General features: G+C 58.7%; 31 protein-coding genes and 1 pseudogene. 24 read left to right on the top strand and 8 right to left on the bottom strand.

From position 1 onward, the window contains the following. Positions 1-16: 16 nt before the first annotated feature. Complete coding sequence (locus tag GFER_RS13430; RefSeq protein ID WP_052446417.1) at positions 17-1,819, bottom strand: lysophospholipid acyltransferase family protein; 1,803 nt, start codon at positions 1,817-1,819, stop codon at positions 17-19. A 260-nt stretch (positions 1,820-2,079) separates the two neighbouring features. On the opposite strand from GFER_RS13430, the gene GFER_RS13425 reads away from it, so the two are divergent. After that, the gene (locus tag GFER_RS13425; RefSeq protein WP_040100229.1) at positions 2,080-2,550 is read left to right on the top strand and encodes a hypothetical protein; all 471 of its coding nucleotides are present in this window, start codon (positions 2,080-2,082) and stop codon (positions 2,548-2,550) included. Between the two features lie 91 nt (positions 2,551-2,641). On the opposite strand, the gene GFER_RS13420 is transcribed toward GFER_RS13425, so the two are convergent. After that, entirely contained in the window at positions 2,642-4,366 is a 1,725-nt protein-coding gene (locus GFER_RS13420) for an alkaline phosphatase (protein WP_052446416.1), read from the bottom strand. Positions 4,367-4,710: 344 nt separating this feature from the next. Here GFER_RS13420 and GFER_RS13415 point away from each other — a divergent pair, with 344 nt between their 5' ends. The 5 genes from GFER_RS13415 (at position 4,711) to GFER_RS13395 (ending at position 8,969) form a co-directional block, all read left to right on the top strand. After that, positions 4,711-5,580 carry a diacylglycerol/lipid kinase family protein gene (locus tag GFER_RS13415; RefSeq protein ID WP_040100227.1) on the top strand — a complete coding sequence of 290 codons (870 nt, stop codon included), beginning with the start codon at positions 4,711-4,713 and terminating at the stop codon, positions 5,578-5,580. Beyond that, entirely contained in the window at positions 5,577-6,800 is a 1,224-nt protein-coding gene (locus tag GFER_RS13410) for a glycosyltransferase family 4 protein (protein WP_052446415.1), read from the top strand. The genes GFER_RS13415 and GFER_RS13410 overlap by 4 nt, the downstream gene beginning before the upstream one ends. Continuing rightward, positions 6,794-7,375, top strand: coding sequence for a phosphatase PAP2 family protein (locus tag GFER_RS13405; RefSeq protein ID WP_052446414.1), 582 nt, complete (start codon positions 6,794-6,796; stop codon positions 7,373-7,375). The genes GFER_RS13410 and GFER_RS13405 overlap by 7 nt, the downstream gene beginning before the upstream one ends. Positions 7,376-7,456: 81 nt before the next feature. After that, positions 7,457-7,903 (top strand): DUF3179 domain-containing (seleno)protein, encoded by a 447-nt coding sequence (locus GFER_RS13400; RefSeq protein ID WP_082048085.1) that lies wholly within the window; start codon positions 7,457-7,459, stop codon positions 7,901-7,903. A 16-nt stretch (positions 7,904-7,919) separates the two neighbouring features. Beyond that, the gene (locus GFER_RS13395; RefSeq protein WP_040100226.1) at positions 7,920-8,969 is read left to right on the top strand and encodes a methyltransferase domain-containing protein; all 1,050 of its coding nucleotides are present in this window, start codon (positions 7,920-7,922) and stop codon (positions 8,967-8,969) included. Positions 8,970-8,989: 20 nt separating this feature from the next. Here GFER_RS13395 and GFER_RS13390 read toward each other — a convergent pair whose 3' ends face one another. Beyond that, entirely contained in the window at positions 8,990-9,316 is a 327-nt protein-coding gene (locus GFER_RS13390) for a ZIP family metal transporter (protein ID WP_052446412.1), read from the bottom strand. Between the two features lie 177 nt (positions 9,317-9,493). Between GFER_RS13390 and GFER_RS17880 the strand changes: the two genes are divergently transcribed. The 11 genes and pseudogenes from GFER_RS17880 (at position 9,494) to GFER_RS18740 (ending at position 16,073) form a co-directional block, all read left to right on the top strand. Next, positions 9,494-9,742, top strand: coding sequence for a thioredoxin domain-containing protein (locus tag GFER_RS17880; RefSeq protein WP_052446411.1), 249 nt, complete (start codon positions 9,494-9,496; stop codon positions 9,740-9,742). A gap of 12 nt (positions 9,743-9,754) precedes the next feature. Further along, positions 9,755-10,156 (top strand): annotated as a pseudogene (locus GFER_RS17875) (redoxin domain-containing protein); the annotation flags it as partial. A gap of 18 nt (positions 10,157-10,174) precedes the next feature. After that, the gene (locus tag GFER_RS13380) at positions 10,175-10,423 is read left to right on the top strand and encodes an SHOCT domain-containing protein (protein ID WP_052446409.1); all 249 of its coding nucleotides are present in this window, start codon (positions 10,175-10,177) and stop codon (positions 10,421-10,423) included. Between the two features lie 328 nt (positions 10,424-10,751). Next, positions 10,752-11,366, top strand: coding sequence for a TetR/AcrR family transcriptional regulator (locus GFER_RS13375; protein ID WP_052446408.1), 615 nt, complete (start codon positions 10,752-10,754; stop codon positions 11,364-11,366). A 17-nt stretch (positions 11,367-11,383) separates the two neighbouring features. Next, a complete protein-coding gene (locus GFER_RS13370) occupies positions 11,384-11,914 on the top strand; it encodes a carboxymuconolactone decarboxylase family protein (protein WP_040100225.1) in 531 nt (176 codons plus the stop codon). Positions 11,915-11,938: 24 nt separating this feature from the next. Next, positions 11,939-12,067, top strand: a complete 129-nt coding sequence (locus tag GFER_RS19540; RefSeq protein WP_268746212.1) for a hypothetical protein — start codon at positions 11,939-11,941, stop codon at positions 12,065-12,067. Between the two features lie 83 nt (positions 12,068-12,150). Further along, complete coding sequence (locus GFER_RS13365) at positions 12,151-12,483, top strand: arsenosugar biosynthesis-associated peroxidase-like protein (protein ID WP_040100224.1); 333 nt, start codon at positions 12,151-12,153, stop codon at positions 12,481-12,483. A 13-nt stretch (positions 12,484-12,496) separates the two neighbouring features. Continuing rightward, the gene (gene arsS, locus GFER_RS13360; protein ID WP_040100223.1) at positions 12,497-13,477 is read left to right on the top strand and encodes an arsenosugar biosynthesis radical SAM (seleno)protein ArsS; all 981 of its coding nucleotides are present in this window, start codon (positions 12,497-12,499) and stop codon (positions 13,475-13,477) included. A gap of 57 nt (positions 13,478-13,534) precedes the next feature. Continuing rightward, complete coding sequence (locus GFER_RS13355; protein WP_040100222.1) at positions 13,535-15,676, top strand: FAD-dependent oxidoreductase; 2,142 nt, start codon at positions 13,535-13,537, stop codon at positions 15,674-15,676. A gap of 15 nt (positions 15,677-15,691) precedes the next feature. Next, a complete protein-coding gene (locus GFER_RS19535) occupies positions 15,692-15,826 on the top strand; it encodes a hypothetical protein (RefSeq protein WP_268746214.1) in 135 nt (44 codons plus the stop codon). A gap of 43 nt (positions 15,827-15,869) precedes the next feature. Continuing rightward, the gene (locus GFER_RS18740; RefSeq protein ID WP_139172172.1) at positions 15,870-16,073 is read left to right on the top strand and encodes a hypothetical protein; all 204 of its coding nucleotides are present in this window, start codon (positions 15,870-15,872) and stop codon (positions 16,071-16,073) included. Between the two features lie 15 nt (positions 16,074-16,088). On the opposite strand, the gene GFER_RS13345 is transcribed toward GFER_RS18740, so the two are convergent. Both GFER_RS13345 and GFER_RS19800 read right to left on the bottom strand, forming a co-directional pair. Next, positions 16,089-16,496 (bottom strand): PadR family transcriptional regulator, encoded by a 408-nt coding sequence (locus GFER_RS13345; RefSeq protein WP_052446406.1) that lies wholly within the window; start codon positions 16,494-16,496, stop codon positions 16,089-16,091. A gap of 37 nt (positions 16,497-16,533) precedes the next feature. Beyond that, the gene (locus tag GFER_RS19800) at positions 16,534-16,788 is read right to left on the bottom strand and encodes a DUF5320 domain-containing protein (protein WP_161807410.1); all 255 of its coding nucleotides are present in this window, start codon (positions 16,786-16,788) and stop codon (positions 16,534-16,536) included. Positions 16,789-16,954: 166 nt separating this feature from the next. Here GFER_RS19800 and GFER_RS13340 point away from each other — a divergent pair, with 166 nt between their 5' ends. From GFER_RS13340 to GFER_RS13325, 4 genes are read left to right on the top strand one after another with little or no spacing between them, the layout of a single operon-like run. Further along, on the top strand, positions 16,955-17,335 hold the full coding sequence (locus GFER_RS13340) for a NifB/NifX family molybdenum-iron cluster-binding protein (protein ID WP_040100221.1): 381 nt from the start codon (positions 16,955-16,957) through the stop codon (positions 17,333-17,335). Further along, the gene (locus tag GFER_RS13335; protein ID WP_235264096.1) at positions 17,313-18,341 is read left to right on the top strand and encodes an arsenic resistance protein; all 1,029 of its coding nucleotides are present in this window, start codon (positions 17,313-17,315) and stop codon (positions 18,339-18,341) included. Before GFER_RS13340 ends, GFER_RS13335 begins: the two co-directional genes overlap by 23 nt. A 10-nt stretch (positions 18,342-18,351) precedes the next feature. Beyond that, a complete protein-coding gene (locus GFER_RS13330; RefSeq protein WP_040100220.1) occupies positions 18,352-18,654 on the top strand; it encodes a DUF134 domain-containing protein in 303 nt (100 codons plus the stop codon). A gap of 22 nt (positions 18,655-18,676) precedes the next feature. Next, positions 18,677-19,069: an iron-sulfur cluster assembly scaffold protein gene (locus tag GFER_RS13325; protein ID WP_040100219.1), complete on the top strand. Its 393-nt coding sequence runs from the start codon at positions 18,677-18,679 to the stop codon at positions 19,067-19,069. Between the two features lie 131 nt (positions 19,070-19,200). On the opposite strand, the gene GFER_RS13320 is transcribed toward GFER_RS13325, so the two are convergent. The 3 genes from GFER_RS13320 to glmU all read right to left on the bottom strand — a co-directional run bounded on the left by GFER_RS13320 (position 19,201) and on the right by glmU (position 22,834). Then, positions 19,201-19,485, bottom strand: coding sequence for a J domain-containing protein (locus GFER_RS13320; RefSeq protein ID WP_040100217.1), 285 nt, complete (start codon positions 19,483-19,485; stop codon positions 19,201-19,203). 22 nt (positions 19,486-19,507) lie between these two features. After that, on the bottom strand, positions 19,508-21,337 hold the full coding sequence (gene glmS, locus GFER_RS13315) for a glutamine--fructose-6-phosphate transaminase (isomerizing) (RefSeq protein WP_040100214.1): 1,830 nt from the start codon (positions 21,335-21,337) through the stop codon (positions 19,508-19,510). A gap of 114 nt (positions 21,338-21,451) precedes the next feature. Beyond that, positions 21,452-22,834: a bifunctional UDP-N-acetylglucosamine diphosphorylase/glucosamine-1-phosphate N-acetyltransferase GlmU gene (glmU, locus tag GFER_RS13310; RefSeq protein WP_040100212.1), complete on the bottom strand. Its 1,383-nt coding sequence runs from the start codon at positions 22,832-22,834 to the stop codon at positions 21,452-21,454. Positions 22,835-23,142: 308 nt separating this feature from the next. On the opposite strand from glmU, the gene GFER_RS13305 reads away from it, so the two are divergent. From GFER_RS13305 to GFER_RS13295, 3 genes are read left to right on the top strand one after another with little or no spacing between them, the layout of a single operon-like run. Then, positions 23,143-23,673: an MXAN_5187 C-terminal domain-containing protein gene (locus tag GFER_RS13305; RefSeq protein WP_052446405.1), complete on the top strand. Its 531-nt coding sequence runs from the start codon at positions 23,143-23,145 to the stop codon at positions 23,671-23,673. 9 nt (positions 23,674-23,682) lie between these two features. After that, a complete protein-coding gene (locus GFER_RS13300) occupies positions 23,683-24,816 on the top strand; it encodes a patatin-like phospholipase family protein (RefSeq protein ID WP_040100211.1) in 1,134 nt (377 codons plus the stop codon). 18 nt (positions 24,817-24,834) lie between these two features. Further along, entirely contained in the window at positions 24,835-26,703 is a 1,869-nt protein-coding gene (locus tag GFER_RS13295; protein ID WP_040100208.1) for a B12-binding domain-containing radical SAM protein, read from the top strand. Positions 26,704-26,773 lie beyond the last annotated feature (70 nt).

Genomic DNA, 26,773 nt, shown 5'->3' with positions numbered 1-26,773 from the left:
TCCTTTGAGACATAAATTAAAAGCCTTCCGCCAAATCCCGGTGCTCATGAAGCGCTAAAAATTCAGCCGCGCCCGCACGTCCGCAATAACGCTCAAGTGTTTTTCTGTCCGTTTGACGCAGATCGACCAGAACCAGTCCGTCGAGGACATCACTGAAGTCTTCATCTACATTGAAAGCCAGATAGCGACCGCCGAGACTCAGATACTGGCGCAACAAAACCGGCACACCTTTGCCGTCGGCTTCCAGGTCCGCCACCACCAACTCCATCTCGTCAAAGTCCGAAGTCATTTTGTTGATCTCTTTGCACCCGAAGCGGTTTTCTTTCAACCGCAGCGGGCGCCGCGCCTTGACCATGCGGGCAAGCTCGGGGATGGAGTAGGCGTCAACGAGGGTGCTCACCATCCATTTCCGGGAAGCGGGCTGGTATTCGCGGCTGATGCTGACGGGACCGAAAAGCTTGGCATACTGCGGATTTTTCGCCACAAAGCGACCGATGCCCTTCCACAGCAGCATCAGGGGGTTGTAACTTTTCTGGTATTTGGGCTGGACGAAGGAGCGACCCAGTTCCAGGGCCGGGCCTAGTTCGTTGAAAAATTCGGGACGGTAACGAAACAGCGTGTTGGTATAAAGACCCTGGGGGCCCGCGGCGGCAAGGATTTCATCGCTGCGCCCAAGACGGTATGCGCCGATAATTTCGCGGGTTTCACGCTGCCAAGCGAACAGGTGGGTGTAATAGGCATCAAAGGGGTCGAGATCCAAAGCCCGCCCGGTCCCCTCACCCACCCCACGAAAGGTCAACTCGCGCAACCGGCCAATTTCGAGCAACACCTGAGGAATTTGACCGGACGCCGCGCAAAAAACCTGATAGGAGCCACTTTCGAACAGGCACTGCGCGGGTGGAATTGCCAGGACTTCCTTTTCCAGCAGCTCGGCGGAGATGGGCGGACGAATGCTTTCGCCAGGGCGCGCTTGCGTTCTGGCGGCGACAGGTTGGCCGCGCTGCCGCAGTAGATAGGTTTTGCTGCGCAGATAGTCGGTCATGTCCGCGTTGCTCATTGTGTGCAGGCGACGAAAGGCGATCGGGAATCCGATGCGCACTTCAAGGCTTCGCATTCTCTTGTTGAGCAATTCGTGGGGGAGCATAGCGGTGCGCAAGACCGGATGAATCAATCCCATCACCTGAAATACCAGACTGTTACGCCCAGGGAAGTAGACCGGCAGCACCGGTGCCGAAGAAGCCCGCACAAGACGGGCCAGGCTCTGGGACCAGGGCGGATCATCGATGGCCGCTCGGCTCAGATTGAGATGGGACACCTCACCGGCTGGAAAGATAACCAGTACCCCGCCCTGCGCGAGTTGGCGGAGACCTTTGCGCAAACCACCGACGTTTTTGTGCTTGCCGTCAAAGCCGCCGAAGAGGTCTACGGCAATCATGGAAAGGCGCAGCTCCGGAATCCGGTGGAGCAGGGAATTGGCCAGGACACATATATCCGGCCGCACCTGCTGCAGCAGGCTGAGCAGCGCCAGCCCCTCGACGGCCCCAAAGGGATGGTTGGCCACCACAATGAGGGGCCCCCGGACCGGAATGCGCGCCAGATCGCCGGGGCTTACCCGGAGTTTAACGTGTAAGGCGTCAAGAGCCCGTGCACAAAAGTTTTCGGGAGGGCCCTCGGGCAGATGCGCATACATGCGCCGGCATTTGTCCAGAGCCAACAGATATTCGGTACCGCGTTGCAGCGGAAAAAGCGCCCTTTGCGCCAAGGGTTTTTGTTTGAACCGGAAACGAAAAATGTCAGCAGCGGCTGCGTTTCGAGACATCGACAAGGCTCCTGAAAAATGAGCGCCGCCCTCGGGAGGCGCTTTTCCTGGGTCGCCCGTCAATATCCTTAGATTTTGTTAAAGGCAATCGAGATTCAGGTTAATTTCTGATTATCAGGGTAGCGCTCCGGGCTTTTTCCTTAGCGCCCGCGCGCTTTCGACGCCATTTGATGAATACGCCTCATCTTAAGAAAATATTTCCGCGCTATGACACGACTCCTTAGCGGTTCATAGAGACATCTCACGACAAGGAGAAAAAAATGACAAATGATTCAAAGCGCGCCTGGGTTTCAAGGTTTTTCCTGTGTGTATGTTTGGCGACAACCTGCATTTTCGCAAGCGGTTGCAGTCAGCCACGACCGACAACCTTTGATCCACGCGAATGTCTGGAAATTATTCCCAAGCGGGTCGAAGGACTCAAAGTCATTCAAGGGCCACGCACGGAGTTGAGTCTCATCGCCGACATGCGCTCCGCCGTGTGTAATGGGCAGGTATTGTTTAATCTGCTGCGCGCCCAAGGTGAGCCCTTGCATGCCGGCCTGATTCTGGTGCGGGTCAGGGTGGAATACACAGGCGAGCCGATTGCCGTCGAGGTACTTGAAACGACTGTATCTTCGGAGACATTGGCTGACAGAGTTTCGGACTTCATCATGGATTCCGATTTTATTCCCTGGGCGAGACACGAAAAAGATACGATTTTTGATTATCCAATTTATTTCGAGGTGTATTGAGACAGACGCTTGCTCATCCATTGGAAAAAAGCCCCGCGCTCCAAGGAGTGCGGGGCTTTTTATGTTACAGCGGCAGAGAAAGCTTAGGAAATCAGCGAACCACCATTGCCGGGAACACGCCGCGCTGTCCCCGTTTCTTGTTCAGGTCAAGCTCTTTTATTGCCTGCCGGGAGACATAGACCTTGCCAGTCACCGGCGCATAAACCGTGAGACCGGGCAGTTGGATGATCTCGTTGTTCTTGATCATGTAATCCTTGCTCACGGGCAGAGCGGCGCCGCCGACCATAACCACCGGATTGGCGGGATCGCGGGTGTCGATGGTGTAGTTACTGGTCACCTCGTCCAGATCGACGAACAACTCCTGGGTGGTCCGGTCGAGATCCACACCGATGGCATTGGCGGCGATATAGGCCAGTTCGGTGTTGTCGATGACGCGACTGGGGGCCGGGGTGCCGACCATCCACAGAGGAACGGTTTCGCCGGTGTGGCCGTGGGTGGTCCAACCGATGACCGTATGATTCTTGCTGACGGTGCGCGCCAGGGCATAGCTGAGGCCGACGGAGGGTTGCAACGCGCGGATTTCGGCGATGTCCTCATCGCTCAACTCGATGGACCAGTTGTCGCGCACGCTTTGCGCCAGAGCGAAATCGGACCCATCGTACATTCTGGCGATGACGCCGTTAGCGGTCGTTGTCATCCCTTTGAGGGGGTCGATCAGATCCTCGACTTTGGTCGCCGTGTAGCCAACGGCCGTGGTGTAATGGCCGATGGTCATGCCGCCGGTGTTGTGATCGGGATAAGCCATGACCAGGGTTTTGCGATCGTTTTTGGCAAATTCCTTGGCAACGCCTACGGCTTCGTCGAAGGCGAGGAAATCGGTGACCATGTAGATGGGGTCGTTGTTGTGACCGGCCCAATCGACCTGCGAACCTTCCACCATCAGCACAAAGCCCTTGGGGTTTTGGGACAGGATCTCAATGGCCTTGGCCGTCATCTCTGCCAGCGAGGGTTCGGTGGGCGCGAAATATTCACGGTCGATGTCGGGCTGCATATGGCTGGCGTTGAACAGGCCCCAGACTTTGCCCGAAGAGATGCTCCACAGGTCATCCTTGTTGTCGACGAATTGATAACCGCGCTCCAGAAGCTCATCCATAAGATTTTCGCCATCGGCGCGGGAACCCGCCCATTCAGCGCCGAAAGCCGTGGTGTACAATTCGCCCTGGGGCAGAAGATGCCGGGCGCCGCCGCCGAGAACGACGTCGAAGTTATTGTAAACCAGGTGTTCCATGATTTCATTGTCCCATCCGCGATTATGGATATGGACGCCAAACGCGGCGGGCGTCGCATGGGTGATGCGCGAAGTTGCGACCAACCCCACCGATTTGCCCTCACGCTGGGCGGCTTCCATGATGTTGGCGATGGGTGCGTAAGGGGCCGCGGTGGGTTCAAGAGCGGTGAGCAGGTCGTTTTCGCGCGGACCGACGCCGAGAAAGCGCACGGTGGTTTTGTGACCGGTGGCAACAGACGTCCCCGCCGCGGCCGAACCGGCGATCACCGAATTGGCCATGTGTGTTTTTACGGTACCCGGTTGCATCAGATCGACATGCAGGGAGTCGCCCTTGTACCAACGGGCCAGGGTCTGGATGGCTTCATTGCAGCCATCGGGGATCATGATGATGGCATTTTTGAGGTTGCCGGAACGGGCGTTATTGCGCGGGTGGTCATAATCCCAACCGGCAAAAGCACTGGTGGCCACCAGGGTCAAACAGGTACTGACCGCAACAGCCGTTGCATTTTTGCGCATTCTTTCGAACATGACTTCTCCTCCTTCGGGGGTTTGGGAAATACCTGACATCTGCCGCCTGCGAAGGAATTATCCAAAAGAATTGTTTTGGCCCCGTTATGGGACCATCAATATTTCGATAAATTTCAATGAGCGTCGACGGGTTGAAATTCCGGCCGAAGTTTCAGCACCACATCCGCAAAAATAATCAAACCTTGACAGGGACATAACCCGAGCAAAACATTCGGGCCCTATGCTTCGGGAAATTTTGGAAGCGAGGGAAAAGTGAAAGAGGCAGGGAAAGATAAAAGCAGAAACACCACAGGGGCGGGGTGCGTGGGCATGCCGCCTTTTTTCATTCGCTCCTGGAGCTGAGCATGCGTCCTATCATTGTTATTGCCAATCCAATCGCCGGGCGGCGCTGCCCGCAACGGATCGAGCAGTCGGTCGCCGCCCTGCGTCGCAGAGGGGCGAAGGTTGATGTGTGGTACACGCAGCGCAGGGGCGACGGGCTCATGCTCTGTCAGCAAGCCATGGCACAGAATCCCAGAGCCGTGGTTGCCGCCGGTGGGGACGGCACCATCAATGAAATCATCAATGGATTGGCTGGGACCGCTATCCCTCTCGGGATTCTGCCGCTTGGCACGGCGAATGTCTTTGCCCGTGAAATCGGGCTAAGCAGCAACCTTGAAGAAGCCATCGCGGCAATTTGTGACGGCCGCGCCCAGCGTGTTCACCTTGGCGTTGCCGGAAACCGGCATTTTTTGCTGATGGCGGGGGTCGGCTTTGATGCGCAGGTCGTTTACAAACTTGATTTGGGTCTCAAAAAAATGCTCGGCAAATTGGCCTATGTGCTCACCGGATTGCGCGTCCTGCTCGCTCCACCGAGCCAGCAGTTGGAAATCGAGGTGGACGGAGAGATTCTCACTGGTTACGGCGTGATCATCGGAAAATCTCGCCACTACGGCGGCGACTTTAAGGCAACACCCCTGGCCGGACTTGAATTGCCCGAACTCGACCTGTGCATTTTCCGCCGCCACGGACTCCTGCCGCTGACCCGCTACATTGCCGGCATCGCGCGCGGCCGACACCTGGAACTGCCCGATGTTCTGTACCGCAAGGCGACTCAGGCCTATGTGCGCTGCGCTCTGCCCCTGCCGGTTCAGGCCGACGGCGACATCATCGGCCGCCTGCCTATGGAGTTCACCGTCGCGCGAGAATCCCTGACCATATTGAGGCCCGCATGAAAAAACCGTTGAAAATCGCCCTTGTCACCGAAACCTATCTTCCGCAGATCAATGGCGTCTCTAAAACCCTGGATCGCCTGGTCACGCATCTGCAGTCCCAAGGTGACAGCGTCCACCTGCTCATTCCGCGCTACCGCGACAATCCACCGCAAGCCAAACCCGGACTTGAGGTCACCGCCTTCGGCGCCCTGAGCCTGCCCAACTACCCGGAAATACTGTTGCCCTTTACCCGACCCGGACGCGTCAGGCGCATTCTGCGCGACATCGCGCCGGACGTGATCCACATCGCCACCGAAGGCCCTCTGGGCTGGGCCGCGCTGCTGGCGGCCAGAAAACTCGGCGTGCCGATGATCAGCTCCTACCACACCAATTTCTCCCAGTACATGGTTTCCTATCGGCTCGGATTCATCGAGACTTCGGTCTGGCGCTACCTGCGCTGGTTTCACAACCAAACGGCGCGGACCTTTTGTCCGACCCCTTCTATCCGCGACATACTCCACACCGAGGGATTTGAGCGGGTCGGCACCTGGGGCCGGGGTGTCGATTGCGAGCGATTTGATCCGGTCAAGCGCGATGCGCGGCAGCGCAGGGAACTCGGTTTTGCTCCAGAGGATGTGGTCTTTGTTTACTGCGGCCGCCTGGCTGCGGAGAAAAACCTCCCGATGCTCATGAACGCCTTTCGCGACCTGGCTGATCCGCGCGCACGCCTAATGCTTATCGGCGACGGTCCTCTACGCACCAAGCTCGCTGCCGAAGCCGATCAGCGGGTGGTCTTTACCGGCTACCAGCAGGGCGAAGAACTTGCGCGTCTCTATGCCGCCGCCGACATCATGGCCTTTCCGTCTCTCACGGAAACCTTCGGCAACGTCATGCTCGAAGCCATGGCCTCAGGCCTGCCGGTGATCGGCTTCAAAGTCCCTGGCCCGCAAGACATTGTCTGCCATGGGACGACCGGACACCTGGTCACGGAAATTTCAGCTCCGGCCTTCACGCGCGCCATGGCGCGTTTTCTGGCCGACGGGGAGGCGATACGGCGCACGGGCGCCAACGCGCGCGCCTTTGCACAGCGCCAGAATTGGCACCAGATCAACGAAGTGGTGCGCCAGGCTTATCTTCAGGCCCGCGCGGGCGCGCAGATCTCGACAACGGCCCAGGACAGGGCCCCGCAATCATCCGCGAGCCTGAAAGCCCGCGATTCTCAGGGAGACCCATCATGCTGACCCCGAAAAAAGCCAAGGCCCACGGCGGCCTGGTCGATTATTACGCACGCCACATAACGCCGGTTGAAGCCCGCATGATGCAGAGGGTTTGCGACCTGCGCCGCTTTCAACCCGTCACCACCCTCATGCGCGCGGCCAGCCGTCTGGGCGACGGCCCCTTGTGGTATCTGACCGCTGTGGTCCTGCTCACCTGCGGCGGCGCCGTCGAGCGCTGGGCGGCGCTGGCGGCGGGCATATCCATCGCCCTGTGCGTCGCCTTGTTCACCCTGGTCAAAAACCGCATCGGGCGACCGCGCCCTTTTGAAATATGGGCCGATCTGCCCTGCCAGATGTTGCCGCCGGACAGGTTTTCCTTTCCCTCCGGCCACACCATGACGGCCTTTGCGGTCTGCGGCGCCCTGGCCGTGCTGCTGCCGGGTTCCCTGGGAATTTTTCTACCCATGGCGATCCTCATCGGGTTTTCACGCATCTTCCTCGGTCTGCACTACCCCACCGACGTCCTTGTCGGTGCCCTGCTCGGTTCCACCATCGGTCTTGCAGTGGGCCGCCTGATCCTCATGTACATGGTTGTTTGAAGAAAGGGCCGTTTTTTCCCTCGCCTCCTTTTCCCTCTTTGCGACCCTGTCTCCCTAAAACCGCCCAGATGGCACAAAAATATACCTGCAATTGTCACCGGGACGACAGTTCTTCTTGCCGGCGCCACCTGGGAACAATGGAAGCGACATCACCCAGACACCGTCGTGCTGTCTCTCGAAACCGGGCATGTGCGCGATTACAGCCGCGATCCCTACGAAAACTATTACCGCAGCCGCAGCGGGCTGTTCGGCTTTTTCCGCGAGCTGGTTTCCGATTTTCCCGGCAAAGAGGTGGTGGCCGGGGTGGTTCTCGACGGCACGGCCAAGGCCTATCCCCTGGAAGAATTACGCAAAAGTGGTAAACTCAAAGATCGGTTGGCGGCCAATACTCTCTCCTTTTCCTTTGACGAGGTGACGGGCGAACTGCGCATCACCGATCAGGATGGGGAGCGGGTACCCTACATCAGCGCCTACTGGTTCGTGTGGAGGGAAATCCACCCCGACAGCGAACTGTTTCGATCTGAATAAAAAAGGAACCATACCCATGCGCAACACCGAGACAACCCTCGCCGCCGTCAAAGACTACTACGGCCAGGTGCTCAAAAACAGCAAGGATCTCAAAACCAGCGCCTGTTGCAGCATCGAGGCGGTACCGGCGCACCATCGCTCCATTCTGGCTCAGATCGACAGCGAAATCATCGAGCGCTTTTACGGCTGCGGTTCGCCCATCCCCGCGGCCCTGGAAGGCTGCACGGTGCTCGATCTGGGCTGCGGCACCGGGCGCGACGCCTATCTGCTCTCCAAACTGGTGGGCGAACAGGGCCGGGTCATTGGTCTCGACATGACGCATGAGCAGCTTGAGGTGGCACGCCGCCATCTGGAGGGACAGACCGCGCGCTTCGGTTATGCAAAACCCAACCTCGATTTCCGGCAGGGCTATATCGAGGATTTGCTGGGGGCGGGGATCGCCGATGATTCCATCGACCTGGTGGTGTCCAATTGTGTGATCAATCTTTCTCCGGATAAGCGTCGGGTGTTCTCAGAAATCTTTCGCGTGCTCAAGCCCGGCGGCGAGCTTTATTTTTCCGATGTCTTCGCGGGGCGGCGCATTCCGGACGCCTTGCGCACCGACCCGGTGCTGCACGGCGAATGTCTGGCCGGGGCGCTGTATGTCGAGGATTTCCGCCGCCTGCTGCGCGAGTTGGGATGTCTGGACTACCGCATGATGTCAAGTCGCCGCATCGAACTTGGCAATGAGGAGGTGGAAGCCAAGGCGGGCATGATCGATTTTCACTCCATCACGGTGCGCGCCTTCAAACTGCCCCTGGAAGATATCTGCGAAGATTACGGCCAGGTCGCGGTCTATCTCGGCACCATTCCCGAATGTCCTCACCATTTTGCTCTCGACGACCATCATCTGTTTGAAACGGGCCGCCCCCTGCGGGTGTGCGGCAACACCGCCGGCATGGTTTCGCAAACCCGCTTCGCCAGACATTTCCGGGTCGCGGGTGATAAATCAGTGCATTTCGGCCCCTTCCCCTGCGACCCGGCAACGCCCTCGACGGGGGACAGCACGCCGAAGGCGTGCTGCTGAAGGGCGGGAAAGTGTACCCCTCAATGAATGAGCATCGTCCCCACCAGGCCCAGCAGAAATCCTGAGACGGCTCCGACCGCGGGAAAATCATTGTGTTTCAGATGGGCGCGAGGGGCGATGTCGTCGAAAATCAGATAGAGAATTCCACCGCTGCAAAACAACATGAGGATGCCCAGAATCTGCTGGTCCGCCGCCAGCCAGGCGAATCCCAGCCAGGCGCACAGCGTCCCCACCAGGGGAATGGCCAGGAAAATCAGCCATAATCGCGAGGCTGATTTTTCATTCTGCGACATCTCGGTGTATGCGGCAAACCCTTCAGGCATTTTCTGCAAAACGATCAAAATCACCAGCGGGGATGGAAAGCCCCGCGATCAGCGCTATGAACAAGGTCGTGGTCAAGGACATGATTGGCGACTCCGCCCGTTGACAGGCTCTTGTTCAATCCTACCACGGGAGTTACCCGCCCTAACGCTCGGGAAAAAATACGAATTGCTGTTATGCTTGCAAGCATAAAGGAGAACAACATGACCCTGCAAAGCACACTGAAAGAAATCAAATCGGGTTTTCAGGAGAAAGCCGACGCCGAATCGCAGAAAATCATGGGCCGGGCGGCACGCGCCTTGGCTGAATCCGGCATCGTCGAGCGAGCCCTCAGGGAAGGCGATGCCGTTCCCGAATTCACTCTGAATGCGGCCGACGGCAGACGCTTCGACTCTCAGAAGCTTCTCGCTGAGGGGCCCCTGGTCATGAATTTTTTCCGAGGAGCCTGGTGACCGTTCTGCAACGCGGAGCTGGATGCTCTGCAAACCGTGCACGCCGACATCGAAAAAAGCAGCGCCCGATTGGTCGCCATTTCGCCCATGGTCCCCGAATTCGCCCTGCGGTTGGCCGAAAAACATCAGTTGAGCTATCCGCTGCTGTGTGACCCCGGCAACGCATTAGCCAAAAAATTCGGCATCGTCCATGTGCTTCCCCCCGCCTTACGCGAAGTTTATCTCAAATTCGGTCTAGATCTGCCGAAGCATAACGGTGACGAGAGTTGGAGCCTGCCCCTGGCGGCGCGCTACATCGTGCGCCCCGACGGCATCATCCATCACGCCCATGTCGATACCGATCACACGCGACGCCCTGAACCGTCGAACATTCTAGAAATCTTGCTTACCCTGCCCAATCTGCGCCACCGTTAACGAAAGGGAGATTGCGAGATGCCCGTATATCCGATGATGAACGGCATGCCTATGATGGGGCCGCTGATGTGGATTTTCATGATAGTCCTGTGGGGATTCGCCATCTTCGGGGTGATCATGGTCGTGCGCCTGTTGGTCTTTCGTACAGATCAGAGCCAAGAGCCGCCCCGCGCGGAAACAGCCTTGGGAATTTTAGAGAAGCGCTACGCCAAGGGAGATATTTCCCGCGAGGAGTTCCAACGTATGAAAAAGGATTTGCAGGGTTGACACAATGTGATGCACCTATGACTGATCAGCGTTGCGCCAGCGCTCTCAGGTTTATGACCGCCAGTTTTCCACCCTCAGGCAATTCAACGGTTCCGCGACGATTGCACCGCCATTGCCTGAACGGTCATCGGTTCTGGTGACAGTCTTAATTCCTTCCAAACGCAGCGAAAAAAAAGCGGCCCAACTGTAATCACCGCGATAGTTTTTATTTGAGCCCCTCATTAACATTAAGTCCATAGACACCGTAGCATGGTTGACATCCATGATTTCCGCGATACAGTAGAAACAAGAATAAACCGAACGGTATGTTTTTTATTGAGGAATTCATATGGGAATCAAAGGCCAAAAAACCCGACAGAAAATCCTCGACGATGCTGCCCGCCTGTTTCGCACCAAAGGCTTTGGCGCCACCAGCATCAACGATCTGCTGCAAGCAACGGGTGTCACCAAGGGCAGCCTGTATTTTCATTTTCCCGGCAAGGACGACCTGGCCCTTGCCTATCTGCGCCAGGCCGGTGATCACTTCATGAACTTTATCGATGAAGGCCTTGAGGGCGAGAGCGCGGCCGAAAAACTGGAGAGCTTTCTGCACCAGGCACTTGCCTACCATCGCGGCAGGGGTTTTGTCGGCGGCTGCCTGTTCGGCAATACGGCCCTGGAAACCAGCGATACCGTCCCCGCGTTCGCGCACCTGACTGCCGAGGTCTTTCTTCAGTGGAAGCAGAAACTGGCCGCTATCATCGCCCAGGCTCAGGACGAGGGGTCGATTCATGCCGAACGCAGTGCCGAGGATCTTTCCGAGTATGTCATCGCGGTACTGGAAGGCGGCATCATGCAATCGCGCCTGCACAAAACGGAAAAACCGATGAAGAATTGCATCGAGACTTTGCGTCTGATGCTTTTCACAAACAATCCGGGTTCGGACCAGCGCCGATCCCATTGACCGTACGGAGAGCCATCATGACCCGCATCCCCTCCCTCGATCCGCAATCCGCACAAGCCCGCACGGCCGAAATTTTTGTCGAAATCAAACAGGCCTTCGGTATGGTGCCCAATCTGTTTCGCGCCTACGCCAACCACCCACCCTTGCTGGAAGCCAACTGGTTCAAAGTGAAAAAGGTGATGATGGAAGGTGTTCTGGCGCGCAAGGCGAAAGAAGCCATCGCCGTGCTGGTCTCCAAAGACAACGGCTGCGACTACTGCGTAGCGGCCCACGAGGCGGCGCTGCGCTCCATCGGTGTGTCCGGCGAAGAGATCAAGGCGATTGAAAACGATCTGCAGCAGGCGGAATTCAGCCGCAAGGAGCGCGCGCTCATCGCCTTTGCGCGCAAGGCCAACATCGCACCGCTGCGCATTGAGGATTCCGAGGTCAAGGCTCTGCGCGATCTCGGAGCCGATGCTGCCGAAATCGTCGAGGCGCTGGGCGTCATGGAGCTTTTTGCCGGATTCAACAAATTTCTCGATGCCCTGCAGGTGGAAATCGATTTCTAGCCTTGGTAGGGAAAGGATCCGATTATGGAACCTCGGCTCTGGTACATCAGGAATGCGGATATGTTTTCCTGGTTGCGCGAAGAAGAACAGATGGAACTGGCGCGATGCAGCGAAATGTTGGACTGCAAGCGCAACACGCGGCTGGACAGTTGAGCCTGAAAACGTTTGCGTTAATGTTTAACTCTCAGCCGAAGAAAGTCGACAGACAATAACGTCACTTTGCAATGGAGAAATTCATGAAGACATATTACGACCCCGATGATCTGGGCCTGTTTGAAACCATCGGCAAGGATGCGCCGGAATTGGCCCGCAAATTCTTTGACTACTACGGCGCGGTGTTCGCCGAGGGGGCGCTGAGTGCGCGTGAAAAGGCCTTGATCGCCCTGGCCGTCGCCCACAGCGTGCAGTGTCCCTATTGCATTGATGCCTACACCCGCGCCAGCCTGGAGCAGGGCTGCGATCTGGAGGAAATGACCGAGGCCCTTCACGTGGCGGGCGCCATTCGCGGCGGGGCCTCTCTGGTGCATGGCGTCCAGATGCGCAAAATCGCCGAGAAGCTCTCGCTGTAAAAGGACTCAATGTATGGGAATTCCACGGAAAACGTCTGCTCAGGTTCCGGCACCGGATTTCGAGCATTTCAGCTGCACCCTGAAACAGCAGGGATTGACCCTGGCGCGCAAGCGTTGTCGTATCCTGCAGATCAATGTCGGTCTGCTGTGCGATCTCGCCTGCCGGCATTGCCATCTGGAGGCCGGACCTCATCAGCGTGAAAAAGTCATGAGCGCACAGACCATGAAGGAGGTCGTCGCCTTTGCGCGCCGCAGCCGCTTCGAACTGGTCGATATCACCGGCGGCGCCCCGGAACTGGTGCCCGGCATCGAGGGCTTTCTTGCCGATTTGGCAGAGGTCACGCCGAAGCTCATGCTGCGCTCCAACCTGACGGCGCTGAACGGGCCTGAGCGAGAACAACTGCTGCACGCCTGCATTAAGCATCGCGTGGCCCTGGTGGTTTCCTTTCCGGCCCTGCGCGAAGCCCAGATCGAGGCGCAGAGAGGCTCAGGGGTCTGGGAAAAAAGCCTGGCGATGCTGCACCGCCTCAATGACTTGGGCTATGGGTGCGAAGGCTCAGGGCTGGAACTTCACCTGGCCGTCAACCCCGGCGGCGCCTTCCTGCCCGCCAATCAGGGGGCGACGGAAAAACGCTACCGGCGCGAGCTGCACAAACGCTGGGGCCTGGTTTTCAACAACCTGTTCACGCTGACCAACACGCCCTTGGGACGTTTCCAGGACTGGCTGGAAAACTCAGGCAACTATGAAGGCTACATGCGCAAACTGGCCCAGGCCTTCAACCCGGAAACGATCCCCGCACTCATGTGCCGTGAGCAGATTAGTATCTCCTGGGATGGTTATGTCTTCGATTGCGATTTTCATCTGGCCGCCGGCATCTGCCGGGGTGAAAAACGCACCCATGTGCGCGACCTACCTGCCCCGCCCGCCGAGGGTACTCTCATCGCCACCGCCGATCACTGCTATGCCTGCACCGCCGGTGCAGGCTTTACCTGAGGGGGCGAGATTGCGACCTAGTTGAGGTCACAAAAAACACTATCTGGAGATTAAGAGATGACAGGCAACGGCAAAAAAATCCTCATCCTCCTGGCCATTGCCATATTGGTCACGCTGTTCTTTGTTTTCGATCTGCAGCGCTACCTGACTCTTACCGAACTCAAAGCCCGCCAGGAGGCGTTTCAGCAATTCTACGCCGCCAATCGTTTCCTGACGCTTGGCGCTTATTTTCTCTTCTATATTCTGGTCACCGCCCTGTCACTGCCGGGCGCCGCCGTCATGACCCTGGCCGGCGGCGCGCTGTTTGGTTTTTTACCCGCACTCATCGTTGTGTCTTTCGCCAGCACCATCGGTGCGACCCTGGCCTTTCTGGTCAGCCGCTTTCTGCTGCGCGACTGGGTGCAGAGCAAATTCGGCAAACGTCTCAAGGCGCTCAACGCGGGCATTGAAAAAGACGGCGGGTTTTACCTGTTCACCCTGCGTCTGGTGCCGATCTTCCCCTTTTTCGTCATCAACCTGGCGATGGGACTCACCCCCATGCGTACCCTGACCTATTACTGGGTCAGCCAGCTCGGCATGCTTCCAGGGACTGCGGTCTACGTCAACGCCGGCACCCAACTCGGTCAGATCGAGACGCTCGGCGGCATCCTTTCGCCGCAGCTGCTGCTTTCCTTTGCCCTGCTCGGCATCTTTCCTCTCATCGCCCGCAAGGGGGTCGATTTCATGCAAAAACGCCGAACACTCAAAGATTTTCCCAAACCAAAAAAATTCGATTACAACATCGTCGTCCTCGGAGCCGGTTCGGCCGGCCTGGTCAGCGCCTATATCGCGGCCGCCGTCAAGGCCAAGGTGGCCCTGATCGAAAAGGACAAGATGGGCGGCGATTGTCTCAATACCGGCTGCGTTCCGAGCAAGGCGCTGATCCGCTCGGCGAAAATGCTCGCCTATGGCCGCCGTGCGGCAGAATTCGGTCTGCAGAAATCGCAAACCCATTTTGATTTCGCCGAGGTGATGGAGCGGGTGCAGCGGGTGGTAAAAAAAGTCGAACCGCACGATTCGGTGGAACGCTACACCGAACTTGGCGTGGAATGCATCAAGGGCGAGGCGCGCATCACATCACCCTACACCGTGCAGGTCGGCGAGCGAACTTTGACCACGCGCAACATCATCGTCGCCACCGGCGCCGAGCCGTTCGTGCCGCCCATCCCGGGGCTGGATCAGGTGGATTATCTGACCTCGGACAATCTCTGGCAACTGCGCGAATTGCCCAAACGCCTGGTGGTTCTGGGCGGCGGCCCCATCGGCTGCGAGATGACCCAAGCCTTTGCGCGCTTCGGCGCGCAAGTGACACAGGTGGAAATGGCTGCGCAGCTCATGAGCCGCGAGGACGCCGATGTCGCAGCCTTCGTACGCGAGCGTTTCGAGGCCGAAGGCGTACGGGTGCTGACCGAACACGCCGCCAAGGAAGTTCAGGTCAAGGCCCAGGAGAAAATCCTGGTGTGCGAACATCAGGGACAAAAAGTCGAGGTGCCTTTCGACGCCATCCTGGTCGCCGTGGGCCGCCGCGCCCGCACGACGGGATTCGGCCTGGAGGAGCTGGGCGTGCGCCTGAGCGAGCGCGGCACCATCGACACCGATCCCTTCTTGCGCACCAACTTCCCGAACATCCTCTGCGCGGGCGATGTGGCAGGCCCCTACCAATTCACTCACACCGCCGCCCATCAGGCCTGGTACGCGGCAGTCAACGCCCTGTTCGGCGAATTCAAGAAGTTTCGCGCCGATTACAGCGTCATCCCCTGGTGCACCTTCACCGACCCGGAAGTGGCGCGCGTCGGCCTCAACGAAGCCGAAGCGCGAGACCAGAACATCGAACACGAGGTGACGGTTTTTGAGCTGGCCGAGTTGGATCGGGCCATCGCCGAGAGCGAGGATCACGGCTGGATCAAGATCATCACCCCGCCCGGCAAGGACAAGATCCTCGGCGTAACCATTGTCGGCACCCACGCGGGCGATCTGCTCGCCGAGTACATCCTGGCCATGAAGCACGGCCTGGGTCTCAACAAGATTCTCGGCACCATCCACCCCTACCCCACCCTGGCCGAAGCCAACAAAATGGCCGCAGGCGAATGGAAAAAAGCCCATGTCCCTGAGAAACTACTGACCTGGGTGGAAAAATTCCATGCCTGGCGGCGGGGCTAGAAAGGACAGTCCGTCATGAAATCCGCTATCAACATGCTGTTGGCCCTATTATTGGTCACCGCCCTTCCCGCGCAAGTTGCTGCCGGCCCCAAGGTCGAACTCTGGCCGCTGTCCGCCCATCAACTTCTATACGGCCGAGGATCTGGATAATCAGCTTGAAATTGCCGCAAAAGGCTTCATCAACGGCGCGGAAGTGAATATTGTCCCGGAAAAAAATCTGCTGGAACTCTCTCCCATCTTCCGCTGGTATAAGCCGGATTTCGGCGGCGATCGTCAAGGCATCCTGCAAACGCTGCTGCGCTATCTCGACCCGGGGGATGCCCGCGAATTCGTCAAGTACAAGGACAGAGGTGCGCGCATCGTATGGAAAGACTACGATTGGCGCTTGAATCGCTGATGTAAAAACCGACTCTCAGCCTCTCTCGGTGCCGCCTCGTCCCCGATCGCGAATTTCACCCACGAAATGGGTCATGGAACGCGCCAGGTTGTCGAGCACTTCTGCCCATTCCTCCAGGTGCCTGGCGCCGGAGGAGGTCAGTTGATAATGACGCCGCGCAGGTCCCGCGCCGGTGGTTTCCCAATTGGACACGACATGGCCATTGTCTTCCAAGGCGCGCAAGGTGCGGTAAAGCGCGCCTTTTTCAATGCGTGTGTCGGTCAGGGCGTGCGCCTGCAACTCTCCGACAAGCTCATAGCCATAAGACCCTTGTTTTTCCCGCAGCAAAAACAGCACCACCGGCTCAATGAAGCGATAGAGATTACCCATGGCGCAGGTGCAGGGCTGCTTGGGCCCGTGGCGATGACAGGAACCGCGCGGCATTTGTTGTCCTTTCTTTCTCCGAGAGACCTTCCGCAGGCTAGCTATTCTGGTCCTGGCGACCCTTGAGGCCGGTTAGGATTTTTCCCAGGCGCGCGATTTCATTCCGAAGGCCAGCTCCTTCAACGCCACGACGACAATTCAGCCTCCGACCCTGGCCCAAGCCCCTGCCCAGGAAGCGATTCCCTCCGGATCGCCAAGCCTCGGTTTCCGCCTCACGTCCGCTGCAAACTCCCCAGCCTCTACCGCTTGCCGACCCCTGACCCAAGGGTCCCGTTCCGTTTCTCCCTGGCATGTGCATTTCCTTTCCGTTTAGGGTTAATAGGTGCAACTTGCACCTACACTACCAAGGAAATTTTCCCTGTCAAGATTCCCCAAAAAAAATGCGGAAATTGCATATTGACTTTTGAATGAAACAGCCTATATTGTGCTTATGCACAAAACAACTAAGGAGGAACACCATGAAACTCTGCTTTCCCGTAGAACACAATGCAGGCCTGGACAGCCCCGTGTACGGTCATTTCGGCTCGGCGCCCCTGTTCGTTCTGGTCGACAGCGAAACTCAGGAAGTGCGTGAACTCGCCAACCGTGACCTGCACCACCAGCACGGCGCGTGTAGCCCGCTCAAGGCCCTGGGGGGCGAGACCGTCGAGGCCATCGTGGTCGGCGGCATCGGTGCTGGAGCCTTGAGCGGCCTGCGCCAGGCGGGTCTTAAGGTTTATCAGGCCCAGGGCGCTACCGTCGCCGACAATCTGGATCTGTACAATGAGGCAAGTCTTCTAGAACTGACTCCGGGGCAGGTATGCGGGGGCCACGGTCATGGCCATGGCTGTAGCCACTGAAAAAGAGGCCGGCAGAGACACCATGTGGAAAATTCTCGCCAAACTCAATCAGAACCTGATTCTGGCCATCCCCGCCATGATGCTCGTCGGGTTTGTTTTCGGTGTCATTGTGGACGCCGCCTTTCTCAAAAGTCTGATCCTGCCGTTTACCTTTCTCATGGTCTACCCCATGATGGTGACCCTCAAAATCCGCCAGGTTCTTGAGGGTGGCGACGCCAAGGCGCAGGTTTTGACACAGGCCATCAACTTCGCCGTTATCCCCTTTGTCGCCTTTGGTTTGGGCAAGATCTTCTTTGCCGACCGACCCTTCATGGCGCTGGGTCTGCTGCTGGCGGCTCTGGTGCCGACCAGCGGCATGACCATCTCCTGGACGGGTTTTGCCAAAGGCAATCTGGCGGCGGCGGTAAAAATGACCGTCATCGGTCTGATTCTCGGCTCACTGGCCACGCCTTTTTACGTGCAGGTATTGATGGGGGCGGCGGTGGACGTCGATCTGCTGAGCGTTTTTCAGCAGATCGTCCTCATCGTCTTTTTGCCCATGGTCGCGGGCTACGCCACCCAGCGCATCCTGGTGCGGCGCTTTGGTTTGCCGGAGTTTCAGCAACACCTGGCGCCGCGCTTTCCCGGGATTTCCACCATCGGGGTACTGGGCATCGTATTCATCGCCATCGCTCTCAAGGCCGAAGCCATCGCCGCGCGCCCCGAGCAGTTGCTGGTGATTTTCGTGCCGTTGCTCATTCTTTATGCCTTTAACTACCTGCTCAGCACCCTGGTGGGCAAAAGCCTGCTGCCGCGCGGCGACGCCATCGCTCTGGTCTACGGCACGGTGATGCGCAATCTCTCCATCGCCCTGGCGGTAGCCATCAACGCTTTTGGGCCGGCAGGTTCCGAAGCCGCGCTGGTGATCGCCCTGGCCTACATCATCCAAGTGCAATCGGCTGCCTGGTACGTCAAATTCACTCCGCGGGTGTTCGGCGCCGCGCCGCCCGAGCGTCAATCAGCCTGAGGAGAACAGCATGTCGCCACGTCCCAGAAAGCCACGCAACTGCGCCTGTCCCCATCACCCGCCCGATGGCTCGGTCTTCAAGCCCGCGGGAACCCCTATGCGGGATTTGGAGAAAATCTATCTGGATCATGATGAATTCGACGCTCTGCATCTGTGCGACGGCGAGGGGATGACCCAGGAGCAGGCTGGTGAGCGCCTGGGGGTTTCGCGCGGCACCGTGCAGCGCTTGACGGCAAGCGGCCGCAAAAAGATCATCGAGGCTCTTGCTGAGGGACGCGCCCTGATCATCGCTGCCGACGGCGAAGAGGATTGATTTTTCTGAAGAGGAGCGGTCTATGTATTCCCCAAAAGTCATGGATCATTTCGCCAACCCCCGCAATGTCGGGGTAATCGACGATGCCAACGTTGTGGTCCAGGCGGGCGATCCCGGTTGCGGTGACGGTCTGCTGATTTTCCTCAAGATCGAGGAGGATCGCATCCGCGACATCAAATACAAGATCTACGGCTGCGGCGCGGCCATCGCCACCTCGTCGGTCGCCAGCGAAATGGCCATGGGCAAAACCCTCGACGAGGTGCTGATGCTGATCACGGAAAAAAGCATTGCCGCGGCTCTCGATGGGCTGCCGCCGGAGAAAATGCACTGCTCCAATCTGGCGGCCGGTGCGCTGCGGGCGGCGGTCAAGCAGTACCGAAAAATGGGGGCCGAAGCAAAAAGCGCGGAAAGCTGAAATAATCATTTTCGCTTGCTTGCTTGCCGTCTCCCAATTTGATGCTTGAATGAAACTTGTGGGTTTTTTCACGCACCGGGCAGGGAGATGGGCAAGCAACCAGGAGAGAAGGTTATTTCTGAGACAAGAATTCAGCCGCCCCAGATGGGGTCTTTGCCGAACTGATGACGGAACCACTCGTCGGGATCCTGGCGGAGAAATTCTTCACGGGAGAAGGAGAATTGATAATTTCCGCAATAGGCAGTCAGCACTCGGTAGGCTTCATTGACCTCGCGGATACGTTCCGCATCGGCCGCGCCGGCATCGGGATGGCAGCGCTTGACCAAGGCGCGGTGGCGCGCCTTGATCTCCTTGAGGGTGGCCCGCTCGGACAGGCAGAAGACGTCCAGGGCTCGTTGCAGATCTTGATATTTCATGCATTGCCCCCCCTTTCCCCTCCTACTCCACCGTCACACTCTTGGCCAGATTGCGCGGCTGATCCACATCGGTGCCCTTGAGCACCGCGATGTGGTAGGCAAGCAGTTGCATGGGCACCGACAGCATCACCGGCATCAGGTCATCGCAGATGCTCGGGAAAAGCAGCACCTGATCGGCGTTGTCGCGCACCAGGGGATCGTCACGGTCGGTGACGGCAATCACTTTTCCGGCGCGGGCGCGCACCTCCTGCATGTTGGAGATGACTTTTTCGCGGGTGTCGTTGTTGGGAATCAGCACCACCACCGGCAGATTCTCGTCAATGAGGGCGATGGGGCCGTGCTTCATTTCGCCGGCCGGATAGCCTTCGGCGTGGATATAAGAGATTTCCTTGAGCTTGAGTGCCCCTTCGAGGGCAATGGGATACTGATTGCCGCGCCCCAGGTAGAGAAAATCGCTCGCATTCATGTAGAGTCGCGCCACCTCTTCGATGGCCTCGTCCTGCTCCAGGGCTTCCTCGATCTTGCGCGGCAGCTTAACCAACTCGTCGGTCAGGGCACGGCAACCGTCGGCATCCAGAAAACCGCGCACCCGGCCGAGCTTGAGGGCCAAGAGCACCAGGGCCACCAGCTGAGTGGTGAAGGCCTTGGTCGAGGCGACGCCGATTTCCGGGCCGGCATGGGTGTAGATGACGCCGTGGCTTTCGCGGGCGATGGAGGAATCAAGCACGTTGCAGACGGCCACCACCTTGCCGCCCTTGCCCTTGGCCTCGCGCAGACCCGCCAGGGTATCGGCTGTCTCGCCGCTCTGGCTGATGAGCAGGGTCAGGGTATCGGGAGTGATGATGGGATCGCGGTAACGGAATTCGCTGGCGATATCGACCTCGACGGGCAGGCGCGCGTGTTTTTCGATGAGAAATTTTCCGACCAGCGCCGCGTGCCAGGAGGTTCCGCAAGCAACGATGTTGAGCTTGCTGACGGCGCGCAATTGCGCATCGCTCAGGGCCAGATCTTCCAGATAGATATCCCCCTGCTCCTCGCGGATGCGTCCAGCCAAAGTATCGGCAAGAGCGCGGGGCTGCTCGTAGATTTCCTTGAGCATGAAGTGGCGGTAGCCGCCTTTTTCCGCCATGAGCGGCGTCCAGGTAATGGTTTTGGGCGTTTTTTCCAGGGGATTTCCGACCAGATCGGTAAAATGCAGACCGGCGCCGTCGACGATCACCATCTCGCCGTCTTCGAGGAAAATCATCTCGCGGGTGTGGGACAGCATGGCCGGAATGTCCGAGGCGACGAAATTCTCGCCCTGTCCCTGGCCGACCACCAGGGGTGAGCCGAGCTTGGCGGCAACCAGCTTGTCGGGCTCCTGCTCACAGATGATAGCCACCGCATAGGCGCCGCGCACTTCCTTGAGGGCGGCGCGCACCGCCGTGACCAGATCGCCGTTGATCTTGTAGTGCTCTTCCACCAGATGGGAGATGATCTCTGTGTCGGTTTCGGACTTGAAGCTGTGGCCGCGCTCGCGCAGGCTGTCCTTGAGATCGAGATAGTTCTCGATGATGCCGTTGTGAACGACGACGATGCCGCCGGCCTTGTGCGGATGGGCGTTGATTTCCGAGGGACGGCCGTGGGTAGCCCAGCGCGTGTGGCCGATACCGAGGCTGCCCACCACCGGGCGCTCGCGCAGCTGGTTTTCCAGATTGATCAGCTTGCCCTGGGCACGGCGAATCTCGATGCGCCCGCCGTTGAGGGTGGCGATGCCCGCCGAATCGTAGCCGCGGTACTCAAGGCGGCGCAAGCCTTCGACAATGATGGGAGAGGCCTGCTGGTGGCCGAGGTAACCGACGATTCCGCACATGATCTGATCCTTTTGTGGTGCCGAAAATCAGGGCGCACAGCGGTGCGTCCCTACGATGTCAATTCGGTTTTCCGTAGGGGCGCACCGCTGTGCGCCCTCGCCGGGGATAGCTGATTATTTCTTCTTGCGTTTGCGATCCGCCCAGCCCTCGATGGTCTTCTGCTCGGCGCGCGAGAGAGCCAGGGCGCCCGGAGGCACGTCCTTGGTGATGGTGGAGCCGGCACCGATGAGACTGCCGCGGCCGATGCGCACCGGAGCGACGAACTGGGTGTCGGAGCCGACGAAGACATCGTCCTCGATGATGGTCTTGTGCTTGTTGACACCGTCGTAGTTACAGGTAATGGTGCCGCAACCGATGTTGACGTTCCTGCCGACCTCGGCATCACCGAGGTAGGTGAGGTGGCTGGCCTGGGCTTTCTCGTCGAGCACGGCCTTCTTGGTTTCGACGAAGTTGCCCAGCTTGTTGCCACCCTTGAGTACCGTGCCGGGACGCAGGTGGGCCATGGGGCCGAGGGTGCAGGCATCGCCGATGTGCGCTTCACTCATCACCGTACCGGCTTTCACGTGTACGCCCTCACCCAGGATGCAATCGCTGATGACCGCGCCCGGTTCGATTTCACAGCCGGTGCCGATGCGCGTGGCACCACGCAGGTGGACGTTGGGGTGGATGAGGGTGTCGGGGGCGATATCGACGCCGGCATCGATATAGGTATTCTGCGGATCGACCAGGCTCACCCCGGCAAGCATGTGCTCCAGGTTGATGCGCTCGCGCATGATGCGCGCCGCCTCGGCCAGTTGCGCACGATCATTGATGCCCATGGCTTCGGCCGGATCGCTGACGCTGAGCGCACGCACCTTTTTCCCGGCGGCGCGCGCCGCGGCCAGAACGTCGGTGAGATAGTATTCGTTTTGCGCGTTGTCGCGCCCCACCCCGCGCAGAGCCTCAAAGACAAAGGGCGCGGCGAACACGTAGAGGCCGGTGTTGATCTCGCGAATGAGCTTTTCCTTCTGCGAAGCATCCTTTTCCTCGACGATGCGCAGCACTTCGGCGCCATCGCGCACGATGCGCCCGTAACCCTTCGGGTTTGCAAGCTCGGCGGTAAGGACGGTGACCGCCGCCTGCTCGGCGGCGTGATAGGCGAGCAGGCGCTCCAGAGTTTCGCGGCGGATCAGGGGCACGTCGCCGCACAAGAGCAGCAGATCACCGCGGAATCCCTCCAACGCGGATGCGGCACAGAGCAAGGCATGGCCGGTGCCGAGTTGTTCTTCCTGCAAAGCAAAACCCAGACCTTCTCCGGCCAGGGCTTGCTCAACCTCTTCGGCCTGATGGCCGACCACCAGCACGGCGGGATCACAGCCCAAGGCACGGGAGATACGAGCAGGATAAGCCGCCAGAGGCAAGCCCGCCAAAGGGTGTAGAACCTTGGCCCGATCGGATTTCATGCGGGTCCCCTTGCCCGCCGCCAGGATCACTGCCGCCCGTTTCTGCTCGCTCATACACCCTCCTTTGGTAAAACGCCAAAAAGATTTTCATTATCATGCAAAGTCCCGCATGCGTCAAGGCCGGCAGCGGCCTTTGGCAGAGTGTAACTGTTCAGCATGCACCGCGCAGGTCGCGGCGGTATCGCTTGCGGTGAAAACTCGCCGGCGGCTCAAACATTCACCGCGGCACACAACCGCCACGGCCTGAGGCGCGACCGGGGATTGCAGCTGAATAGTTACGGCAGAGTTTCAATCACTTGATAAAACTTCAATTATTTTGCATTCCCGAAGGCGCTCCATTATATTTGAAGCACGGAGGGCCGATGAGCGAACGCAAAAACATTGCCATGGAACTGGTCTCCATCGAAAAGGAGTTGAAAGACCTGCAAATTCTCTATGAGCGCTACTTTGCCGGTGTTGAAAAACGCGAACCGATCAAACAACGGGAAAAACTGGCGCGCAGCCTGCGCCATTTCGCAAATCGGCGCATCGTGCAGACGGATTTGCGCTTTCTGTACCAGAATCTTGCCACCCGCTTTCACAGCTACGCCGGCTACTGGGATCGCATCCTGCGGCTGATGGATGAGGGGCGTTTCGTTCGCGGCGGCACAATCCCGCCCAAAACCGCGCCGGAGTCGCAAACCCTGCGGTCCCCCGCCGACGACGAGGTGGAAAACCTGCTTCAGCAACTGCGAGCAACCGGCAACAGTGAAGGCTTCGAACGCGAAAAAGTTGCCCGTTTCCTTAGTGAGCAGCGCGAAAAAATCCGCGCCACCTTCGGGCAAAAGGAAGTGGAATTTCGGGTTGTTGTTGAGAACGGCAAACCCCGCATCAAAGTTCGCGCAAAAAAATAAGGGAGGCTCATGGCCCGTGCGCGCTCAAAAACCGCTCTGATTCTCGCCGGCGGCGGGATTATGGGAGCTTCCTACGAAATCGGCTGCCTCACTGCGCTGGAGCGTCTCTTCGCCCCGGGCTTTTCGGTGCGGCGCTTCGATACCTATATCGGCGTCAGCGCGGGGTCGGTCATCGCCACCCTGATCGCCAGCCGCATAGCGCCTGCCGCGCTGTTTGAGTCCATTGCCCGCAATGAGCGCCAAGTCTTCAATTTTCAACGCTCGGATATCTACCGTGTGGAGTATCGCCGCCTGCTCGGCGCCTGGTGGAATCTCACCCGCGACCTGCTTTCCATTTTCCGCAGTTATCGGCGCCGCCGTCAGCGCTTTTTCTCTTCCGAGCTGATTCACATTCTCCAAGAACAGTTTCCCTCCGGCCTCTTCTCCCTCGAACCCATGCAACAATACCTGTGCGAAGCCTTTCGCCAGGAGCAAGTTCGCGACCAGTTCCGCTTGATTCGGCCGGAACTTTTCATCCCGGCGATTGATGTCGATTCCGGCGAACGCGTGGTTTTCGGAGAAGAAAATTGGCGCGACCTGCATGTGTGCCAGGCCATTACCGCATCCTGCGCCATTCCGGCATTCTTCCGCCCCTACAAGATCGGCGAGCGCTTTTTCATCGACGGATCGGTGGGACAGGTGGCTCACGTCGATATCGCCATCGCCCACGGCGCGCAACTGGTCGTGATTATCAACCCCCTGGTGCCGATGCTCAACGATCGCTCCCATGGCTGCCTGCCCTCCCTCTCCTACGGGCGTTGTTCGAGCATCGCCGAACTGGGGATCAGCTACGTCTGGGATCAGGCCCAGCGTATCGACGATCGGCTCAAACTGTCCATGAGCCTCGATTTGCTGCGGCGCAATTATCCCGATGTCGACATCCTGCTGATTGAACCCGATCCCAAGGAATCGCTGTTTTTCCTGCAAAACCCCATGAGCTTTGAAGCACGCTGCCAGGTCATGACCCACGGCTACCACCTGACCCTGGCTCATCTGATGCACAAATTCCACGAAACCCAGGCCATTTTTGACCGGCACGGTATCGCCTGCACCGCCGAACACCTCAAAAGGTCGCCGCCAGGCAAACCCGCCCCGGCGACCTGAGCACGAAGGGACACACGGATGCGAATCGTCATTGCCTCACTTCATGTTCGCCGCTCAGCACAGGCAGTCGCCTTGGCCGCCGGCTGTCTCGCGGCGGCCCTGCCCGAAGACCTGCGTCGCCAAACGCACCTGGTGGATTTGTTTCCCGAAATGACCACCGAAGAAATGGCCGGGCGGATATTGGCAAGCGACCCGACCCTGGTTGCCGTGCCTCTCTACGTATGGAACCTTGAGACCGCAGCGGCGCTGGTCGCGCTGTTACGCGAACAGCGCCCGCAGCTCAAACTCGTCGCCGGGGGGCCTGAAGCCGGAGTGGCGCCCCGGGCGCTGCTTTCCGATCTCGGCTTCGACGCCGCGGTCCAGGGCGAGGGTGAACAGATTCTGCCGCAGCTAGTGCAAGAGTTTCTCAACGACAGTGATTCAGCGCCGGCAGGCGTACACCGCCGCACTCAAGCAGGCATTGTCGCAGGCCCGCCGGCTCCCCTGCCCGACCTGAACACGCTTGTCTCTCCCTGGCTCAGCGGGGTGCTGACGCCCTCTCCAGGCGGCGGTGTACTCTGGGAAATTGCCCGCGGCTGTCCCTTCGCCTGCGATTTCTGTTTTGACAGTCGCGGCAGCAATCGCATCCGTACCTTGCCCTGGGTGCGTCTTGAAGCAGAACTCGAACTATTCGTGCGCAGCCGCGTCGAGCAGATCTGGATTCTCGATTCGACCTTCAACTATCCTCCCGAACGCGGCAAAAAACTTCTGCGCCTGTTGAGCGCCAAGGCCCCCCACATTCACTTTCACCTGGAGGCCAAAGCCGATTTTCTCGATCGTGAGAGCGCCCGCCTGCTCAGCGGGTTGTCCTGTTCGGTACAGATCGGTCTGCAATCGGCCCACCCCCAGGTGCTAAAGAACATTCATCGCTCCCTTGACCCTGAAGATTTCAGAAACAAAATAAACCTTCTGGCCGCCGAAGGAGTGACCTTCGGCCTTGATCTGATCTACGGTCTTCCCGGCGACAACCTCGACGGGTTCGGCGAAAGCCTTGATTTCGCCTTGAATCTGCGCCCCAACCACCTCGACATCTTTCCCCTTGCGGTTCTGCCCGGAACGGTTCTGCACCGCGAACGCGAACGCCTCGGCCTGCGTGCCCAGCAAGCTCCTCCCTATGAAGTTATGGAAACTCCGGACTTTGCCCCAGCGGATCTGCTGAAAGCCCGCCTGCTGGCCGCCGCCGCAGACATTTTCTACAACCGCGGGCGTGCCGTGGGCTTTTACGCACCCTTGCATCGCGGTGCCCAAATCAGCGCGCTGAAGATGCTCGAAAAATTTCTGGCATGGCTGCAAAACGAGAAAAAACTTGCCACGGAGCAGATTCTCGACACCGAGCAGTGGCAGCCGCGCGCCATTCGTGATTTACACATGGAATTCACCGCCTACCTGCTCAACGAGGTCGGACGCAGCCATCTGCTGCCGGCGGCGCGCGACCTCATCCGTTACCACTACAGCTTCGCCGAAACCCTGCTCGGCCCTGAAACTCTGCCCGTTGAAAACGAGGAATTGCGCGGTCTCGATCTGTGGACCACTCCCTGGCGGCTCAATCCCGCCGCGCGGTTGGTGCGCTTTCGTTATGAAATCATTGACCTGTTGCAAGTCGAAGAGATGGATCTTGATCAGTTTATCAATCTGTTTCGGCCGGTCGGCTCCGCCGCGCTGTTCGCGCGCCGCGGAGCCGAGGTTTATTGCGAATCGCTGGAAGAGGATTTTGCCAAACTTCTGCAAGGCAGCGACGGTAAGAGCTCGCCGCGCGAGATTTTTGCCGGCAGCATCAACCGGCGCGAAGGTGAGGAATTTGTCGAATTTGCGGTTTCAGAGGGGATTCTGCTACCACCCGGAGAATAAAGCCTGGATTCAGGTGGAAAAAAAAAGACCCCCGTTTCCGGAGGTCTCGGTGCATTAAAAATAGAAGAAA

Source organism: Geoalkalibacter ferrihydriticus DSM 17813, from assembly GCF_000820505.1.
GTDB classification, from domain to species: Bacteria; Desulfobacterota; Desulfuromonadia; order Desulfuromonadales; family Geoalkalibacteraceae; genus Geoalkalibacter; species Geoalkalibacter ferrihydriticus.
Note: the sequence above shows the minus strand (reverse complement) of the source record. Positions and strands in the feature narration are given on the sequence as shown.